This window comes from Streptomyces sp. NPDC002896 (genome assembly GCF_040295225.1).
Classification (GTDB): domain Bacteria; phylum Actinomycetota; class Actinomycetes; order Streptomycetales; family Streptomycetaceae; genus Streptomyces.
In genome coordinates, this window is the sequence record NZ_JBEOVA010000002.1 from 491,772 (window position 1) to 509,691 (window position 17,920).

The 17,920-nt window shown below is 70.9% G+C and carries 14 protein-coding genes; 2 read left to right on the plus strand and 12 right to left on the minus strand.

The window, feature by feature from the left end; genetic code table 11:
• Window positions 1-16: 16 nt before the first annotated feature.
• The 12 genes from ABT009_RS04475 to ABT009_RS04530 all read right to left on the minus strand — a co-directional run bounded on the left by ABT009_RS04475 (window position 17) and on the right by ABT009_RS04530 (window position 15,574).
• Complete coding sequence (locus ABT009_RS04475) at window positions 17-637, minus strand: L-threonylcarbamoyladenylate synthase (protein WP_351289407.1); 621 nt, start codon at window positions 635-637, stop codon at window positions 17-19.
• A gap of 89 nt (window positions 638-726) precedes the next feature.
• Window positions 727-3,171 (minus strand): SpoIIE family protein phosphatase, encoded by a 2,445-nt coding sequence (locus tag ABT009_RS04480; protein ID WP_351289554.1) that lies wholly within the window; start codon window positions 3,169-3,171, stop codon window positions 727-729.
• 193 nt (window positions 3,172-3,364) lie between these two features.
• Window positions 3,365-4,615: an amidohydrolase family protein gene (locus tag ABT009_RS04485; RefSeq protein WP_351289409.1), complete on the minus strand. Its 1,251-nt coding sequence runs from the start codon at window positions 4,613-4,615 to the stop codon at window positions 3,365-3,367.
• Between the two features lie 4 nt (window positions 4,616-4,619).
• Complete coding sequence (locus ABT009_RS04490) at window positions 4,620-6,023, minus strand: glutamine synthetase family protein (protein WP_351289411.1); 1,404 nt, start codon at window positions 6,021-6,023, stop codon at window positions 4,620-4,622.
• Between the two features lie 275 nt (window positions 6,024-6,298).
• Entirely contained in the window at window positions 6,299-8,239 is a 1,941-nt protein-coding gene (locus tag ABT009_RS04495; protein ID WP_351289413.1) for an oxidoreductase, read from the minus strand.
• Between the two features lie 134 nt (window positions 8,240-8,373).
• The gene (locus ABT009_RS04500) at window positions 8,374-9,942 is read right to left on the minus strand and encodes a purine-cytosine permease family protein (protein ID WP_351289415.1); all 1,569 of its coding nucleotides are present in this window, start codon (window positions 9,940-9,942) and stop codon (window positions 8,374-8,376) included.
• Window positions 9,943-10,207: 265 nt separating this feature from the next.
• Entirely contained in the window at window positions 10,208-11,050 is an 843-nt protein-coding gene (locus tag ABT009_RS04505) for an SDR family oxidoreductase (RefSeq protein ID WP_351289417.1), read from the minus strand.
• Entirely contained in the window at window positions 11,043-11,798 is a 756-nt protein-coding gene (locus tag ABT009_RS04510) for an SDR family NAD(P)-dependent oxidoreductase (protein ID WP_351289419.1), read from the minus strand. The genes ABT009_RS04505 and ABT009_RS04510 overlap by 8 nt, the downstream gene beginning before the upstream one ends.
• A 231-nt stretch (window positions 11,799-12,029) precedes the next feature.
• A complete protein-coding gene (locus ABT009_RS04515; protein ID WP_351289421.1) occupies window positions 12,030-12,935 on the minus strand; it encodes an aminoglycoside phosphotransferase family protein in 906 nt (301 codons plus the stop codon).
• A gap of 120 nt (window positions 12,936-13,055) precedes the next feature.
• Entirely contained in the window at window positions 13,056-13,778 is a 723-nt protein-coding gene (locus ABT009_RS04520) for an FAD:protein FMN transferase (RefSeq protein ID WP_351289423.1), read from the minus strand.
• Window position 13,779: 1 nt separating this feature from the next.
• Entirely contained in the window at window positions 13,780-14,223 is a 444-nt protein-coding gene (locus ABT009_RS04525; protein WP_351289425.1) for an FMN-binding protein, read from the minus strand.
• 10 nt (window positions 14,224-14,233) lie between these two features.
• Entirely contained in the window at window positions 14,234-15,574 is a 1,341-nt protein-coding gene (locus tag ABT009_RS04530; RefSeq protein ID WP_351289556.1) for a ferredoxin reductase family protein, read from the minus strand.
• A gap of 175 nt (window positions 15,575-15,749) precedes the next feature.
• On the opposite strand from ABT009_RS04530, the gene ABT009_RS04535 reads away from it, so the two are divergent.
• Both ABT009_RS04535 and ABT009_RS04540 read left to right on the plus strand, forming a co-directional pair.
• Window positions 15,750-16,439: a response regulator transcription factor gene (locus tag ABT009_RS04535; protein ID WP_351289558.1), complete on the plus strand. Its 690-nt coding sequence runs from the start codon at window positions 15,750-15,752 to the stop codon at window positions 16,437-16,439.
• Window positions 16,436-17,884, plus strand: a complete 1,449-nt coding sequence (locus ABT009_RS04540; RefSeq protein ID WP_351289427.1) for a sensor histidine kinase — start codon at window positions 16,436-16,438, stop codon at window positions 17,882-17,884. The genes ABT009_RS04535 and ABT009_RS04540 overlap by 4 nt, the downstream gene beginning before the upstream one ends.
• Window positions 17,885-17,920: the final 36 nt, after the last annotated feature.

Genomic DNA, 17,920 nt, shown 5'->3' on the forward strand with positions numbered 1-17,920 from the left:
GCGGCCCGAGGCCGTGCTACTCGAATGGTGTCGGGTCGCCCGCTCCTCGGCGGACGACTTCGGGTTCCCCGCTGGAGAAGTCGACGACGGTCGTCGGTTCGGTGCCGCAGTCACCGGAGTCGATCACCGCGTCCACCACGTGGTCGAGTTCCTCCTTGATCTCCCAGCCCTGGGTGAGCGGTTCCTCCTGCCCGGGCAGCAGCAGGGTGCTGGACAGCAGCGGCTCGCCGAGTTCGGCGAGGAGGGCCTGCGCGACGACGTGGTCGGGAATCCTGACGCCGACGGTCTTCTTCTTCGGGTGCAGCAGCCTGCGCGGAGCCTCCTTCGTCGCGGGCAGGATGAAGGTGTAGCTGCCGGGAGTGAACGCCTTGACCTCGCGGAACACCGCGTTGTCGAGGCGTACGAACTGGCCCAGCTGCGCGAAGTCCTGGCACATCAGCGTGAAGTGGTGCCGTTCGTCGAGCTGGCGGATCGAGCGGATCCGGTCGAGTCCGTCCCGGTTGCCCAACTGGCATCCGAGTGCGAAACAGGAGTCCGTCGGGTAGACGACGAGACCTCCCGTGCGGATGATGTCGGCCACCTGACTGATGGTCCGTCGCTGCGGATTCTCCGGATGCACGTCGAAGTACTTGGCCATGCGCTGAGCTTAGGTCCGCAGCGGAGGCTTCACGGCTTCATCCTGCCGGTTGCGGGCACGTGCCGCGGGATCGACGTCATGCCAGGGCGTCACGTCAGGGTCTGCTCCGCCCAGATCGTCTTGCCCTTGGCGGTGTGGCGGGTGCCCCAGTGCTGGGTCAGCTGTGCGACCAGGAGCAGTCCACGGCCGCCCTCGTCGTAGGTGCGGGCGCGGCGCATGTGGGGGGCTGTGCTGCTGGCGTCCGTGACCTCGCAGATGAGGTTCCTGTCGTGGATGAGACGCAGTTGGATGGGCGGCTCGGCGTGCCGGATGGCGTTGGTGACCAGTTCGCTGACGATCAGCTCGGTGACGAAGACGGCGTCGCCGAGGCTCCAGGCCACCAGTTGTGCCACGGCGTTCTTGCGGGCCTGGGCGACGGCTGCGGGCTCGGCGGCCACGTCCCAGGTGGCGACCTGGTCCTCTTTGAGTGACCGGGTGCGTGCGACGAGCAGGGCCACGTCGTCGACCGGCCGCTGGGGCAGCACGGAGGCGAGAACCGTGTCGCACAGCGCGTCCAGCGAGGCCGGGGGACGGGCGAGGGCCTGGCGCAGCCGGGAGATACCGTCGTCGATGTCGCCCTCGCGCGATGCGAGCAGGCCGTCGGTGTAGAGGGCGAGCAGGCTGCCCTCCGGCAGTTCGGCCTCCACCGCTTCGAAGGGCAGTCCGCCCAGGCCCAGCGGGGGTCCCGACGGAAGGTCGAGCAGTTCCACGGTGCCGTCCGGGCGCACCACGGCCGGCGGCGGATGCCCGGCGCGGGCGAGCGAGCAACGGCGGGTGACCGGGTCGTACACGGCGTACAGACAGGTCGCTCCGACGTCTCCGGGTTCCGCCTCCCCGGCGGCCCGCCCGGCGCCGTCCGCCTCGGTGGACAGGCGGGCGACCAGGTCGTCGAGGTGGGTGAGCAGCTCGTCCGGGAGCAGATCGATGTCGGCGAGGGTGCGTACGGCCGTACGCAGCCGTCCCATGGTCGCGGAGGCATGGATGCCGCGGCCCACGACATCGCCCACGACCAGCGCCACCCTGGCTCCGGACAGCGGGATCACGTCGAACCAGTCCCCGCCGACCCCGGCCTGCGCGCCGGCCGGAAGATAGCGGGACGCGACCTCCACCGCGGCCTGCTCGGGCAGGCGCTGCGGCAGCAGACTGCGCTGCAGGGTCACCGCAGTGCTGCGTTCACGGGTGTAGCGCCGGGCGTTGTCGATGGAGAGTGCCGCCCTGGCCGCCAGTTCCTCGGCCAGTACCAGGTCGTCCTCCTGGAACGGGTCGGGGTGCCGCTGCCGGTAACGGGAGAGCACGGCGACGCCCAGGGTGGTTCCGCGGGCCGTCAGCGGCACGGTCATCACCGAGTGGATGCCGAAGTCGCGGACCCTGGCGGCCCGGACCGTGTCCCGGGCGATCCATTCCGCGATCGCCGGCTCGCTCACCTGGTGCAGCAGGGCATGCCCCGCCCGCAGGCTCTCCGCAGGCGGGGAGTGCTCCGGGTAGTCGTCCACCCCGCCGAGGGCGACGACCGTTTCGGGGACTCCCGGGTACACGGACTGGTGGGCGATGCGCCGCAGCGCGAGGGGACCGCTCGTGGTCACCGTTCCCGGTGGCGACTCGTACAGGTCTTCGAGGGAGGCCAGCAGGTCGACGCTCATGAAGTCGGCGAGTTCCGGGACCGCCACGTCGGCCAGCTCCTGCGCCGTCCGCGTCACATCAAGGGTGCTGCCGATGCGCTTGCCTGCCTCGGCTATCAGCTGGATCCGTTTGCGGGCCCAGTACTGGTCCGTGTTGTCGTGCGCGGAGAGGCAGACGCCGTGGAGCCGGCCGTCCCGGTCCCACAGCGGCGCCAGGAAGACCGACCAGGCGTGCTCGCGGGTCTCACCGGCGGCGCGCAGATAGTTCTCGCGGTAGTGCGGCTCCCCGGTCGCCAGCACCTGCAGCATGTCCTGTTCGGCCAGCTCACCCGCCTCGTTGTCCACGATCTCCGGTACGCGCAACCCGCGCATCTCCGCCTCGGAGAGGGCCACGGACCGCTCCATGGCCTCGTTGGCCCGCCGCAGGCGGAGCCTCGTGTCGTACAGCGCCATCGCGCAGCAGGGTGACTGCGTGAAGCTCCAGCTCACGAGGGTGTCGTCGTCCGGCTGCGGCAGCCGCCCGGTGAGCGGGGAGACCAGCAGCCATTCACGGCTCCCGCGGTCCGGCGCCCTGTGGTGCGCCAGCACCGGGGCCTCCAGTCGGTGGCCGTCCCGGTGCCTGAGCGCGAGCGTGCCGTGCCACCTCGGCAGCCGGCCCAGCGGCGGCAGGTCCCGCGCTGCGGCCTCATCGGCGAGGAGGGCGATCGCTGGACGTCCCACGATCTGCGCCGCCGAGTACCCGAGCAGGGACTCGGCACCACCGTTCCACCGGGTCACGGTTCCGTGTCCGTCGACGGTGACGCGCGCGGTCAGAGCCTCACCCACGACGTCTCCGAGGGGACCCGTTCCCCGGTCGGCGGTGATGCGCCGGTCCATGGCAGCCATCTCGCTCTCGTTGGGATCTTCGCCCTCAGGCCCGTCGAGGTCGTCATCCCTCAGGGCACGGCACGTACACCCGTACGCTGCCGGCCACCCGAAAGGTCGCTATATGCCTGTATTACGTATTATCGCGGCGCACTGGCTGGGGCGGCCATGAGGGCCCCCGCGACACCGGGTCATCAGCTCCCGCTCAACCGCGGTCGCTGTCAGGGGCCGGGTCGGGTCGGTCGTTGCCGGGGGCCGGATCGCGTCCGGGGAGTCCGTAGACGCGGAAGGCGTTGTCGCGCCCCGTCCATGCGGCGATCCGGAGCGCGTCGGCCAGGCTCAGATCGTCGGTGTTCACCCGGTCCTGGAGCAGCCCGGCCAGGCCCTGGCGGAAGGCCAGCGCGCCGAGCTGGTAGAACTCCGCCACCCCGTAGGCGTCGGAGCTGTAGAGCAGTTTGCGGAACGGGGTGATCTCGAGCGCCTCCTCCAGGATCGCCCGGGCGCGGGCCGGGCCGACGTAGTGCAGGGTGAGGCCCACGTCGAGGTACACCTGCTCGAAGACCGTCGCCAGATAGGCGGCCTGGCGCTGATAGGGCCAGCAGTGCAGCAGCAGCACGGGAATCGTGCCGGAGGTCAGGTGCAGCCAGTCGGTGAGATGGGTGGGGTCCACCCGGTGCATCCGGATGTCGTTGTCCCCGAATCCGGTGTGGAGCTGGAGGGGGAGCCCCAGGTCCACTGCTGTCCAGAGCAGGTGCCGCATCAGCACGGGGTCGTCCAGCCGAGGTGCGTCCTCCTTGGGCCTGTGCGTCTTCGTGGTGGCTTCCCCGGTGCGCAGCCAGCGCCGGGCCGCTTCGGTGACGTCCGAGTCCGAAGGCCGGCCGGGGTCCAGGTCGAATCCGGTGCGGTAGGCGGCCACCGACTTCACCGCCACCGTGCCCGGCCGCTCGACGGCCGCCTGTGCGGCCGCACGGAACACGGCGGCGTACTCGCCCGGCTCCACCCCCTCGTCCGCCACCGCCTCGGCGACGCTCTCCAGGCGCACGACCCCGTACGCGGTGGCCGCACCGCCCGCGCAGTCGGCGAGCTCCGCAGGTGTCGTGAGGCGGTCCGGCGTGTAGCCGGTGTCCACGCAGAACACGCCTGTTCCTGCCGCGGAGACGAACCTCCGGTTCACCTCGCGCCAGCCCAGCTCGGCCCGCCGTGCCAGGTACTCAGCGGCGGGAGTGTGCCGCGGCAGGCCGAGCACGGGAGCGCAGTACCGGCGGATGGCCACGCCCACGGGACTGTCGAACGACGTGATCCCGCTGCCGGGCCATGCCTCGCTCTCGGTGATCAGCGCCTCGAACCTCTCCGGGCTCGGATCGGCGGTGACGACGCCGTGGCAGTGGTGATCCACGAGCGCAAGGCCGGCGAGGGCCTCGTGGACCGGCCCGGAAACGGGTGATGGGTTGCTCACGGGGTCAGTACTTCCACCGGTAGGCCGCTGCCATGAGCTCGTCGTCCAGGCCGGCCACTGCCGCGATCTCACCGAGGCGCACGGCGATCACGGCGTCGGCCAGGACAGGTCCGAGCGCAGCTCGGAGCCGCTCGTCCTTGCGGAACTCCGCCACGGCCTCGTCCAGCGACGTCGGCAGGCGGCGCACGCCCCGGGCCGCCGCATCCTCGGCGGTGAACCGCGCGGGATCCCCGGTGATCTCCTCGGGCAGCGACGCGGACGATTCCACTCCGTCGAGCCCGGCGGCGATGAGGCAGCCGACCGCGAGATACGGGTTGGCGGCCAGGTCGACCGGCTTCACCTCGAGGTTCGCCGCCTGGTACCGCCATCCCGCCGTACCGGTGATGACGCGTACCGCCGACTCGCGCGTCTCGCGGCCCCAGGCCGTGAACACCCCGGCCCACTGAGAGGGCTTGAGCCGCAGATAGCTTGCCGGGCTCGGGGCGGTCACCGCCGTGAGAGCCGGCAAGTGTTCGAGCACGCCCGCGGCGAACGACTCGGCCCCGGCCGTCATGCCGTACCGGCGGTCACCACCCGAGTGCAGGTTCACCCCGTCGCGCCAGGCCGAGATGTGCACGTGGCCGCCGTTACCGACGCCTTCGGCGAAGACAGAGGGGGAGAACGAGACCTTCAGCGCGTGGCGCTGCGACACCGCCCGGATCGTCTGCCGCACGAGCATGCTCCGGTCCGCCGCGGCCACCGGGTCGAGCGGGCCCACCGAGACCTCGAACTGACCCGCCGCGTACTCGGGGTGGATCTGGTCGACGTCCACGCCCTGTGCCGCGAAAACCTCCATCAACTCGGCGGTGTAGTCGCTCATTTCGATCTGCCGGGTGGTGCCGTAGGCCGGGCCCGAGGTCGCGGGGACGAACTCGTCACCGGGCGCCGACCCCTGCCCGACGGCCCACTCGACCTCGATGCCCGCCTTGAACGTGATCCCGTGTTGCCGGGCCGCGTCCACGACGATCCGGCGCAGGAACGTGCGGCTGCACCCCGGGTGCCGCTCGCCCTCCTGCGTGACCCGGTCGACCGGGGCCCACGCCCAGCCGGGCTGCCCGGCCAGCACCACCAACTGGTCGAGATCGGGGAAGAGGCGAAGATCGCCATCCGGCGAGCCGAGCACGTCGGTGGAGACGATGGAGTCGTTCGCCAGGAAGGTGTCGAACACCGGTGACATGCCGACACCCCAGGCGGCCGCCGAGGCGAGCCGGGCCGTCGGGACGGTCTTCACCCGGCCGATGCCCGCGGTGTCCACGTAGGCCAGCACGATGCCGTGCACGCCCCGCCCGGACAGCTCCGCGCTGAGCGCGGTGGCCCGTTCGACGTCGCCCGGACGCCCGCCGGGAACCGGGTCGGCAAGGGTGGTCATACGTCCTCCTCGGCGAGGTTCCGCAGTACGGCTGCCGTCGGGCCGGCCGTCCTGGTTCACGTACATGCTGCACCCGGGAAGCACCCGCCCGAGTACCAGGACGATCGTCTCCTGCCGGGCGTCCGGGAGTGCGTGATTCGGTGGTATCAGTGCGTTTCCCGCGGACGGCTGTGGCGCGCCGCCGCCCCGGCCCGGTCGAGCCGGGCCGGGGCCTGCCCGCCGCGCTCATCGGGAGGCGCGTTCCGGCGGACAACTGCTTGCGGGTACCGGGTCCGTCAGATCCGGCGAGCCGTGAAGTACGCCGTGTGCAGGGCGTCGTAGACCCGGCCCGGCACCGCCGCCGAACCGATGGTCACGACCGGTACGCCCGCCGCGCCCACCTCGTCCGCCAAGGTGCCGGCCGACGGCTCCCGGCCGAGCGCGAGCACCACCGCGTCCGTCTCGACGTCCTCCTCGGCGCCGTCCGCACCGCGCACGCGCACGCCCTTGTCCTCGACCGCGACGACCTCGCAACCGGTGCGCACCTCTACTCCCGCCTCCGCGAGCCGACCGGGCAGCACCAGTGCGTCGTACTTCACCTCGTCACCGCACATCAGCTGATCGCCGCGCTCGAGGACGAGGACGGTGGTGCCGGGCAGTTCGGCCAGGCGCAGCGCCGACTCGCAGCCCTGGAAGCCGCCGCCGACCACCACGACCCGGCGCCCCGCCAGGTCCTCGCGCTTGGCCGAGATGTCGCCGGGCTCCAGGACGAGAGCCGCCTCGGCGACGGGGCCGTCGAACGCGCGCTGCGGCGCTCCGGTCGCGACCACGACCTCGTCGAAGCCGTCGGTGACCGCGGCGGTGTCCGCGGCCACCGGGCGGACTTCGATTCCTCGGCGGGTCACCTCGTGCACCAGGTGTTCCCGCAGCCCGGCGAGATCCTGCTTCACGGTGGACCCGCGGGCATGGTTCAACGCGCCGCCCAGCTCGCCGGGTTCGAAGAGCACGACGGTGTGTCCGCGGTCATGCAGGGCAGCGGCCGCGCGCAGCCCGGCGGGGCCGCCTCCGGCGACCGCCACGCGCTTGGCGGCCGGGGCGGTGCCGAGCGGGAACCGGCCCTCCTCCGCCACCTCGGGATTGACGGTGCAGCCCACGCTGCGCTTCTGGTCGAGCCCCCGCTCCAGACAGCCGTCGTTGCAGCGGATGCACGGCACGATCTCCAGCTGCCGGCCCTCTCGCGCCTTGTTGGCCCAGTCGGGGTCGGCCAGCATGGCGCGGCCGAGCGAGACGAAGTCGGCGCTGCCGGAACTGAGGATGTCATCGGCGATCTCAGGGGTGACCAGCGAGCCCGAAGCGATCACCGGGATCGACACCGAGGGCTTGATCTTCTCCCAGCCCCACCGGTGCGGCTGCCGCGCCATGTACCAGGAGCTGGCCTCCCATTCCTGCTTGGCGTGGTGGCCGCCGGAGGCGTGGATGACGTCCACACCGTGCTGCTCCAGCAGCCGGCACAGTTCCACTGTCTCATCGATCACGATGCCGTCCGGCTCGTAGTCGCTCACCGAGAGCCGCACGCTCAGCGGGAAGCTTCGCGGCACGTGTGCGCGGACGCTGTCGACGATCTCCAGCAGGATCCGCGCGCGGTTCTCGAAGGAGCCGCCGTAGTCGTCCGTGCGGTCGTTGGTGTGCGGGGACAGGAAGTTCGTGATCATGTAGCCGTGGCCGGCGTGGATCTCGACCAGGTCGAATCGCGCCGCGTATGCGCGGGCTGCGGCCTCACCGAAGTTGCGGACCACGCCGGCGATCTCGTCGACCGTGAGCGGCGTGGGGACGACGCCGAACGGCATCTCGGCCACGTCCCAGGACGAGGACGACGCGGACTTCATCGGGCTGGTGCCCAGGAAGCGCTGCCGCCCGGCGTGCACCAGCTGCAACCCGATCGCCGCGCCGGTGGAGCGGACCTCGTCGGCGAGCCAGCCGAGCCCGGCGACGTGGTTCTGGTTGCTCGCCCCCGGCTGACCGTGGATGGACTTGCTGGCGTCGTCGTCGACGTAGGTGTACTCGACCATGACGAGGCCGGTACCGCCCTCGCCGAGCCGCTGGTAGTGGTTCACCGTGCGCCGGCTCACCGTGCCGTCGGCGTTGCACGTGGCGGTCGTGTTGGGTGACTTGACGACACGGTTGCGCACGGTCAGGCCGCCGATGGTGCCGGGGCGGAACAGGCTGTCGAAAGCCATTCGGTACCTCTCCTGTGAACTCGGGCAGATCTTCGTGCAGGTCGTCGGACGGGTCCTTGGCAGGTCGTCGGACAGGTCTGGGCAAGTCCTGGACCGGGCCTTCGGGCACGTCGTCGGACAGCTCTTCGGGAAGGTCAGGAACGTCCGGGGACGAGACTCGCCGTGGCGCAGGCGTCGCAGACCGGTGAGCCGCCCGCGGCCGGCTCGCGATCCATTTCCAGGACCACGTAGGCCTTCTCGCAGCGGTGGCAATCGGCCCAGGCGGCAGCCGGGTCCGCCACCTCGCCACGCGGGTCGGCGGTGGCCGGCGCCGCCACCGGTCGCAGCTTCACCACGACCGCGTACAGTGCGGCGCTGACCACGAGTGCGACCAACTGCGCAGCGCCGGCGAGAACCGCGGGCACCCCGGGTGCCTCGACGAGGTAGATGCCGACGGCGGAGGCGAGCACCCACGCGCCGAGTCCCCAGGTGACCCTGGGCAGGCGCAGCGCGCGGAACTCCGGCCCTGCGGTGCGGTCCTCGGGTACGAGCGCGTAGTGCGTGAGTGCGATCCCGACCCAGCTGACCAGGAACACGCCCTGCCAGGCCAGCGCGTTCTGCAGGTAGCTGAAGACGTCGGTGAGCATGAGCAGGAACACGACGAGGGAAGTGGCGACCACCAGCAGGATGCGGCCGAGCCGAATGCCGGTCAGGTTGGTGATCAGCCGCTCCCAGTTCGCGGACGCCTGGTAGTAGTTCAGGCTGTTGATCCGGGCCTGCGACACCACGATCAGGATCAGTCCGGCCACGCCGAGGCTCGCCAGGATCGCCTGGACCACGCCCGTCTCGGCGGTGGGCTCGTTCGGGATCGCCGCGCGGACCAGGAAGATCCCTGCCGCGCCGTTCGCGGCGAAGAGCCAGATGTAGAACAGCCAGCCGAAGGTGATGTTGCGGTGGAAGCCGTCGTCCTCGACCTTGGCGAACCGCGCGAAGTCCACCGTGGTCGGCATGCACAGGTAGATGCCCATGTAGAGGATCGCGCCCAGCAGCCAGCCCGGCAGAGCCCGCGCCTCGGCCGGGACGACACCGCCGAAGGAGAGCCAGTCCGAGCTCTCCGGGAAGCGGACGGCGGCGGCCACGACCGCGGCGATGATGCCGATGACGTAGAGCGGCAGCAGGACGCCGTTGAGCCGCGCCATCCAGGTCTGCACACCGCCGAGCATCAGCGGCAGCATCACGACCACGACGATCGCGTACCAGATGCGGATGTCCCAGCCCGGGGTGTAGTGGTGGAACGCGACGGCGAGCGTGCTGCTCTCGAAGACCGCGTAGTAGGTGGTGTTGGCCGCGATGAGCAGCGCTGTGAGCGAGGCGCCGAGCACCCCGAACATGCGGCGCGACAGCAGGGTGCTGTTCAGGCCGCTGCGCAGGCCCCAGCGGGTGAAGACGGCATTGATCAGTGAGTAGCTCACGACGGAGACGCCGATGGCGATCAGTGCGTCGACCGTTCCGTACAGGCTGGCCGCCAGCGCTCCGTAGAACAGCCAGACCATCGCGCTGAGCAGGGACCAGTACGACATCGTCAGCTGCCAGCGCCCGACACGGGCGGTCAGCGGAACCACATGGTTGCTGTAGTCGTCGGCGCGCTGCTCGGCCACGACGGCGGGATCGTCAGTGGTGCTGATCCGCAGTGGAGAAAGGGGGACGTCCTGGGCTAGCGACACGGCCGCTCCAAGAGGGAAGTGGGGTCCGGTTGACGGACTTGGCGTGCACACGGAAGTGCATGCACAAATGAATACTGTGATCCCCCGGGGGGCGCGTCAATGATCGTGTAGAGGAATTTCCCTGGCGGAAACACGCCTCTGACCTGGGAAAACCTGCGCCGGAGTGATGATGTAAGGGCATGCCGAAGGGCTACCCGGCGCATCGGGAGACCGGGCAGCTCAGCGGGCGTCGGTGATCAGTGGACGGGTGCTCCCGCGGTCGTGATCACAGCTCCACCGCGTCGGCGCGCAACTCCCTGCCCCCGGCCGGGCTGCCGATGCCGCGCACGCCGAACCCGCTGTCGGCCCACAGGCATTCACCCGTGGCGACCCGGGCGGCGTCCGATGCGAGGAAGACGAACGCGCCCGCGTAGTCCTCCGGTTCGGGGATGAAGCCCTGCGGGATGACCTGCTCGGCGCCCGGCAGGACGGCGTCGACCGGCTCCTGGGCGAGGCTGCGCAGGCCCTCCATCCGGGTGCGGGCCACGCCGATCGCGACGCCGTTGACCCGTACGTGGGGTGCGAACTCCCAGGCCAGTTGGCGCACGATGCCGAGATTGGCGTGCTTGGTCGAGACGTAGAGGACACCGTCGTCGACTGCGCGGTAGCTGGCCAGGGAACAGGAGAAGATCATGCTGCCCTTCGACCGGAGCAGCGGGGCGAGGGCGGCGCGGGCGCCGAGCAGATAGCCCTTGACGTTGATCGCGAAGATCTCGTCGATCGCCGCCTCCAGCCGGTCGGCCGGCACCTCGGCGAGAGGCAGGTTGCCCGCTCCTACGCCCGCGTTGCCGACGAAGACGTCGAGACGGCCGTACGCCTCCAGCGCCTCGCTGACGGCGCGTTGGTTGTCGGCCAGCTTCTCGACGGAGCCGACCGTGCCGTGGACGTCAGGGCCGAACTCCGCACACAGCTTGCCGAGGCGGTCCGCGTCGCGGTCGAGCACCGCGACCTTCGCGCCCGCCTCCACGTACCCCTGCACCACGGCCCGTCCGACACCGGCCGCGCCCCCGGTGACCAGGGCGACCTTCCCGGCCAGGGGCAGCGGGCCGCTCTGGGTGGAACTACGCATGAATTGCTCCTCCGTTGATGTCGATCACCGATCCGGTGAGGAAACCGCTCGCGTCCGAGACCAGGTACGGGACGAGGGCGGCGATCTCGTCGGGGCGCCCGAGCCGCCCGACCGGAATGGCCGCGCTGAGCGTCCGCTCCGAGACGGTGTCCGAGGCGGCGAAGTACTCCTCAAGGTGCTCCGTCTTCACCGTCCCGGGATTGAGCACGTTGGCCGTCACACCCGATCCGGCCACCTCCGCGGCGAGCTGCCGGGTGAAGCCGACGAGCCCGGACTTCGCCGCCACGTACCCGATGGCGTTGCCGAGCTGCGGGGCCGATGCGACCACCGACCCGATGTTGATAATGCGGCCCCACTGCCGCTCGACCATGCCCGGCAGCACGGCCTGGCACAGCAGGAAGGGGATGGTCAGGTTGACCTCGATCTGCCGGCCCCAGTCGTCGGGGGTCGAGTCGAGCGTGGTCGAGGCGTGGGTGAAGCCTCCGGCGTTGTTGACCAGGATGTCCACCGGGCCCGCCGTCCCCAGCAGCCGTGCCCGTCCTTCCGCAGTGCCCAGGTCCCCAGCGCAGGGGATCACACGTCCACGCTTGCCCAACACCTCGGCCTGGAGGGCGAGTTGCTCCTCGTCTCGGCCGCTGGTCACCACCGTCGCACCGTGGTCGAGCAGGACCTCCGCGATCGCCGCGCCGATTCCCCGACGGGCACCGGTGACCACCGCCACGCGCCCGGACAGCTCCGGGCCGGTCATCGGCGCTCCCCGCCGGACGAGTCCCCCGGCCCGACCCGGCCGCCGGTGAACGCCACCACCTGCCCGTTAAGTACTCCCACAGAGACCTCCGAATGTGCACTCAAGAATGGGTGCACTTTTGCATGCACTTCTGGGTTGGGCAACACCCTGGACCGCCTTGGGTGTTACGACTGCGAAAAATCCCGCTGGGCGTCGTCGCAGGTCGCCCAACGCGCCCAGCACATCAACGACTCAGGCGTGGTCGATGAGGGCCTGCGTGATCTGGCGCGTGGTCTGCGCGGCGATCCGGGGGCTGACGGCCGCGTAGGAGATGTAGGCGTTCAGGCCGGTGGTCAGCGCCCAGCCGCGGCCCCTGGTCCAGGTGGCGTCGTCCACGCCGAGCGCGGTACGGAAGGCGGCCCGGCTCCCGGCCGACATCAGGGTGAAGGCGATCATCAGGTCGGGGGCCGGGTCGCCGACGCCGAGGCTGCCGAAGTCGATGACAGCGCTGAGGCTGCCGACGACGGTCAGCAGGTTGCCGGTGTGGAAGTCGCCGTGGAACCAGACGGGAGGGCGATCCCATCCGGGGGCGCTCAGCGCCGCGTCCCACAGCTCCGTCATGGCCGCGGTGTCGAACGCACCGTCGACGGCCGTGATGGCGGCCCGCGTCGAGCGGTCCCGGTCGGCCAGTGGCCCGGCGGTGAGGTCGGCGCGGGCGTCCACGGCCGGAATGACGTCGGGGGCGAACTGCTGCAAGGCGGTCAGGAACCCCGCCAGTTCCACGGCGGCCTCGGTCGATTCGGCCAGTGCCTCGACGGTCGCCACCTCGCCGTCCAACCAGCGGGACACCGCCCACTGCCACGGATAGCCGAAGTCGGGCTCACCCACCCCCACCGGCACCGGGACGGCCAGCGGCAGGTGCGGGGCGAGTCGGGGCAGCCACTCGGACTCCTTCCGGGCCTGCGCGATGGCCCCGGCGTGGCGGGGCAGCCGGACGGACAGCTCCTCGCCAAGGCGGTAGATCACATGGTCCGAGCCGGCCGGGTCGAGCAGCTCCAGGGGCAGCTGGGCCCACTGCGGGAACTGCGTGTCGACCAGGCGCCTGACCAGTGCGGCACCGATCGCCGGGCGGGTGTTCGCGGATGTCTCGGTCGCCAAGAGCAGCTCCTGCGTCGGCCCGCTCCGTGTGGCGGACAGCCGGACCATCACAGTGTGTCCATGGCGCACCTGTCGACCGGTTTTCTCCCACCGGCCGCGGCGCGAGGCGACTTAAGGCGATCAGGTCGCGACGGGGAGCCCCGGGGTGCGGACAACCCTGCGTTCGGCATCCACGGCGAACACCTCGCACCCGTCCCTCGCGGCGGCCCACTCGATGCCCGCCGCGCCCATGGCGAAAGCCGCCGTCGCGGTCGCGTCCGCCTCGGTCAGCGACCGCGCCACGACCGTCACGCTGAGCAGCTCGGTCGCCGGGCGGCCGGTGCGCCCGTCGAGGATGTGGTCGCCCCGTTCGTACTGAGCCGAGGTGGCCACCGCACCGTCGGTGATCTCCAGGACCGTGCACAGCCGGTCGGCCCGCTCCGGGTGCCGCACGCCCACCCGCCACAGACCGCCGGCCGTGACCACGTCACCGCCGGCGTTGAGGCAGAACCGCGTCGCCCCCGCGGCCGTCAGCAGCTCCGCCGCCCGCTGCACCGACCAGCCCTTGACCACGGCGCAGGGGTCGAGGCCCCGGCCGGGCAGCCGGGCGTCGAACGCGCCGCCGGTCGCGACCCGGTACTCCTCGCAGAGGCCGAGGACCTCCACCAGATCCGAGCTGAGGTCGTCGGCCGAGAGCTCGCCCTTGTCCAGCCGGGACACCTCACTGTCGGGCTTGAAGGGGCTGAACCGTGCGTCGACCTCGCGCAGCCACGCGAACAGCGCGTCCGCCGCCTCTTCGGGGACGTCCTCGTCGTCGATCCGCAGTGACACCGGGAACCCCATGACGTGCTCGACGCGCCGCACGTCAGGCGACCTTCGCGTCGATGGCTGCCTGCAGCGACTGGACGTAACCCTCACTGGTGATCGTGGCGCCGGACACCGTGTCGATGTCGGCGCTCTGAGCCTTCAGCGTCTCCTTGATCAGTTTGGGCACGGCGGCCGTGGTCTGCGGGTGGTTCGGCTGCTGGACCATCCGTACGGAACTGATCTTGTCGCCTTCGAAGGTCACCTCCACCTGTACGGCGCCCTTTGACGTGTTGACGGTGCTGCCCTTGACGACCTGCGAGGCGGCGGCCGACGCGGACGACGAGGCCGATGACGACGACGAAGGAGAGGACGAAGAAGTCGATGAGGCCGACGGGGCGGGCTCGGCGGCCTCCGTGGTCGTCGTGCCGGTGGACGGTTCGTAGCGCCACACCGGAATCAGGCCCGCGACGGTCAGGAGGAAGACAGGCAGTGCTCGTTTCACGATGTCCCTCTCATCCCGCCAGGCTGAAGCGCTCGAAGTGGATCTGCTGCTTGGGCACGCCCAGCTCGCCCAGGGTGCGCAGCACCGCGCCGGTCATCCCCGGCGGGCCGCACACGAAGACGTCCCGGTCGCCCACGTCGGGCACGAGCTGCGCGATCGCCTGCGCCCCCAGCTTGTCCGGCGTGGCCGGGCCGGTGACCAGGTGCAGCTCGGCGCCCTTGGCGGCGGCGAGTTCCAGCAGTTCGCCGTAGAGCACCGCGTCGCTGTCGGTGGCCACCCGGTAGATGAGCACCGCGTGGCCGTGCAGCTCCTCCAGCAGGGCGCGGATGGGGGTGATACCGACGCCGCCGGCGATGAGCAGGGTGTCGGGACGGGTGCGGTGCAAGGTGGTGAACGCGCCGTACGGGCCCTCCGCGAACACCCGCGTGCCCACCGGGATGTGCCGCAGGGCCGCCGTGCCGTTTCCGGCGGTCTTCGCGGTCAGCCGCAGCGACCTGCCGTCCGGCGCGGCCGACAGCGAGAACGGGTTGGCCTGCCACCACCGGTCGTTGGTCAGGAACCGCCACAGGAAGAACTGGCCTGCCCGCGCGGGCAGTTGGTCGAGGTCGCGGCCCGTGACGTAGATCGACACGACGTTGTCGGACTCGGGTACGACGGCAGAGACCCGCAGCTGGTGTCGCAGGTTCCGCCACAGCGGCAGTGCCACCCGTCCGAGGAACACCGAGCCGAGCGCCACGCCCCATAGGCCCCACCAGTACGCGGTGGCGGCGGGCGACGTGGTGAAGGTCGTGCCCACCGTGACCTGGTGCGTGAACGCCAGCAGCACCGCCAGGTAGGTGTAGAGGTGGATGAAGTGCCACGTCTCGTACGCCAGCCGGCGCCGGGCGAAGCGCGCCGACACCGCGCCGACCGTCATGATCAGCACCAACGCGACGACCGCGCGCAGCACGCCCTCGATGGTCGTGGCCAGTTCCACGAACTCGTCCACCGGCCCCATCGAGGACAGCTGCGCGTAGCCGAAGGTGATGAACACCGCGTGTGTCATCAGCGTCCACACCAGACCGAAGCCGACCCGGCGGTGCCAGGAGGTCAGCCGGTCCATGCCGATGCGGCGGTCGAGCCACGGCAGCCTGGCGACCAGCAGCAACTGGAAGGCCATGAGGAGCGCGCCGTACAGCCCCGCCAGCCGTCCCAGCAGGATGAGGGCGTTCGAGCCGGCGAACCCGGCCTGGAAGAAGAACACGGCCACCGCGGCCGCGTTCGCGGCCAGCACGGCGTACAGGCCGGTGCGGGCGACCACCCTGGGGCGTATCGCCGCGGGCGGCGCAGGTGGCGATTCGACGGTCGTCACGGCCGGCAACTCCTTGATCGGGTCCTGGACACCGAGCTTGATCTGGTCCTTGGACACCGAGCTTCGCTGCCCGGAGCTGTCTTTTTCCTGTCGCCCGACTTTCAAGTACGTATCGATGTGGAACCGGCAGGCAGGCGGGTCTGGCGTCGGGAGCCGCGTGAAGCACTATGAGCGGGTGGAAAAAGTACGACTCCTCGTCGTGGACGACGACCCGCCCATCGCCGACCTCGTCGCCACGGTCGCCCGCTACGAGGGCTGGGACGCGGTCACCGCGTACTCCGGTGAGGAGGCGCTGCGCCTGGCCGCCGAGTTCCGTCCGGACATCGTGGTGCTCGACCTGATGCTGCCCGACATCGACGGGTTCGGCGTGCTCGACCGGCTGCGCAGGGCCGGGACGATGGTGCCCGTCGTGTTCCTCACCGCGCGCGACGGCGTCGCCGACCGGGTCGCGGGCCTGACGCGGGGCGGCGACGACTACCTGGTCAAGCCGTTCGCGGTGGAGGAGCTGATGGCCCGGCTGCGGACCGTGCTGCGGCGCAGTACGGGCCCCGGGTTCCAGCGGTCCGTGCTGAAGGTGGCCGACCTGACCATGGACGAGGACACCCGCGAGGTGCGCCGCGACCACCGGCTGTTCACACTCACCCCGACCGAGTACGAGGTGCTCCGCTACCTGATGCGCAAGTCGCCGACCGTGCTCACCAAGGCGCAGATACTCGACCACGTCTGGGAGTACGGCTTCGGCGGCCGCTCGAACGTCGTGGAGCTGGTCGTCAGCCGGCTGCGCCGCAAGCTCGACGACAGCGGCCCCCCGTTGATCCACACCGTCCGAGGATTCGGATACGTGATACGGCAGGCCGCGGAGTGATCAGGCGCCTGCGGGGGACCTACGGCAGGCTGCGCCTGGGCACCCGGCTGGCCCTGGGCCTGGGCGTGCTCGCGCTGGTCGTGTTCGGCGTGGTCGGCACGGCGCTGACAACGTACATGCGGGACTACCTGTCGGCCCAGCTCAACGAGCAGCTGACGCTGGCCCAGGTCGCCCAGTCCAAGAGCATCGCGGAGCAGGGCACCCTCGCGGGAAAGAAGTACTACAGCTGGTACTACGCCGTGTACGACGTGACCGACGGCACCCCCGTACTCCGCAAGCCCGAGGACACCACCGACCTGCCGAAGGACGTCGCCGAGTTCACCGACGTTGCCAGGGCGCAGACCGCCGCGGGCACCGAGGTCCTACGCACCCAGGACCTCAAGGGCGCGGGCGTGTACCGGCTGCGCGCCTGCGAGGTCGAGCCCGGTGTGGTCCTGGTCAGCGCCGCTCCCATGGCGGACATCCAGGCGACCGTACGGCAGCTGATCACGGTCCAGGTGATCATCTTCGCGCTCGCGCTGCTGGGGCTCGTACTGGCCGGGCGGGCGCTGCTGCGGCGCGGCCTGAAGCCCCTCAGCGACATGGCGCACACGGCCCACGACATCACCTCGCACGACCTGACCGACTCGGCGGCGCGGTTGCCGGTGCGTGCCGACGGCGGGAGGGGCGGGCCGGAGGTCGAGGAGCTGCGCACCGCGTTCAACACCATGCTGGAGCACATCGACGACTCGCTCGCCGTCCGCACGGAGGCCGAACAGCGGCTGCGCCGGTTCGTCGCGGACGCGTCGCACGAGCTGCGCACACCCCTGATGTCGGTACGCGGCTATGCGGACCTGTTCCAGTACGCAGCGGCCCACGCGCCCGAGGAACGGGAGAAGCACCTGGCCCGGCTGCGCGCCGAGGCCGCCAGGATGGGCGTGCTCCTTGACGACCTGCTGCTGCTCGCCCGCCTGGACGCCGCGGAGGTGGAGACACCGCTGCGGCTGGAGGACGCGGACCTGGTGCAGCTGGTGCGTCAGGCGGCGGACGCGTTCTGCGCGGGCCGACGGGACCACTCTTTGTCGGTGGTGGCCGGTCCCGAGCCCGTGATGCTGCGACTGGACCCCCTGCGTATCCGGCAGGTGCTGGACAACCTGCTCACCAACGCCGCCGTGCACACCCCGGCCGACACGAAGGTGTCCCTGGAGATGTCCGTCTCGTCCGGCGCGGCGGTGGTGCGGGTCGCCGACACCGGACCGGGCATCCCGGCCGCCGACCAGGAGCGGGTCTTCGACCGCTTCTACCGCGTGGACAAGGCCCGCAGCCGCGACCGTGGTGGCAGCGGCCTGGGCCTGGCGGTCGCGCGGTCACTGGTGCAGGCGCACGGCGGCACCGTCGAGCTGACCAGCCGGCCGGGTTGCACGGCCTTCACCATCAGGCTCACCAGCGGGATTAGCGAAACGTAGCGAACCTGTGGCAGAGTGCTACACGCACGCCCGGCG

Bases quoted from the DNA above. Each gene is read 5' to 3' on its own strand.
- ABT009_RS04475 (WP_351289407.1), bottom strand. From the start codon at position 637: ATGGCCAAGTACTTCGACGTGCATCCGGAGAATCCGCAGCGACGGACC.
- ABT009_RS04480 (WP_351289554.1), bottom strand. From the start codon at position 3,171: ATGGACCGGCGCATCACCGCCGACCGGGGAACGGGTCCCCTCGGAGAC.
- ABT009_RS04490 (WP_351289411.1), bottom strand. From the start codon at position 6,023: ATGACCACCCTTGCCGACCCGGTTCCCGGCGGGCGTCCGGGCGACGTC.
- ABT009_RS04495 (WP_351289413.1), bottom strand. From the start codon at position 8,239: ATGGCTTTCGACAGCCTGTTCCGCCCCGGCACCATCGGCGGCCTGACC.
- ABT009_RS04505 (WP_351289417.1), bottom strand. From the start codon at position 11,050: ATGCGTAGTTCCACCCAGAGCGGCCCGCTGCCCCTGGCCGGGAAGGTC.
- ABT009_RS04510 (WP_351289419.1), bottom strand. From the start codon at position 11,798: ATGACCGGCCCGGAGCTGTCCGGGCGCGTGGCGGTGGTCACCGGTGCC.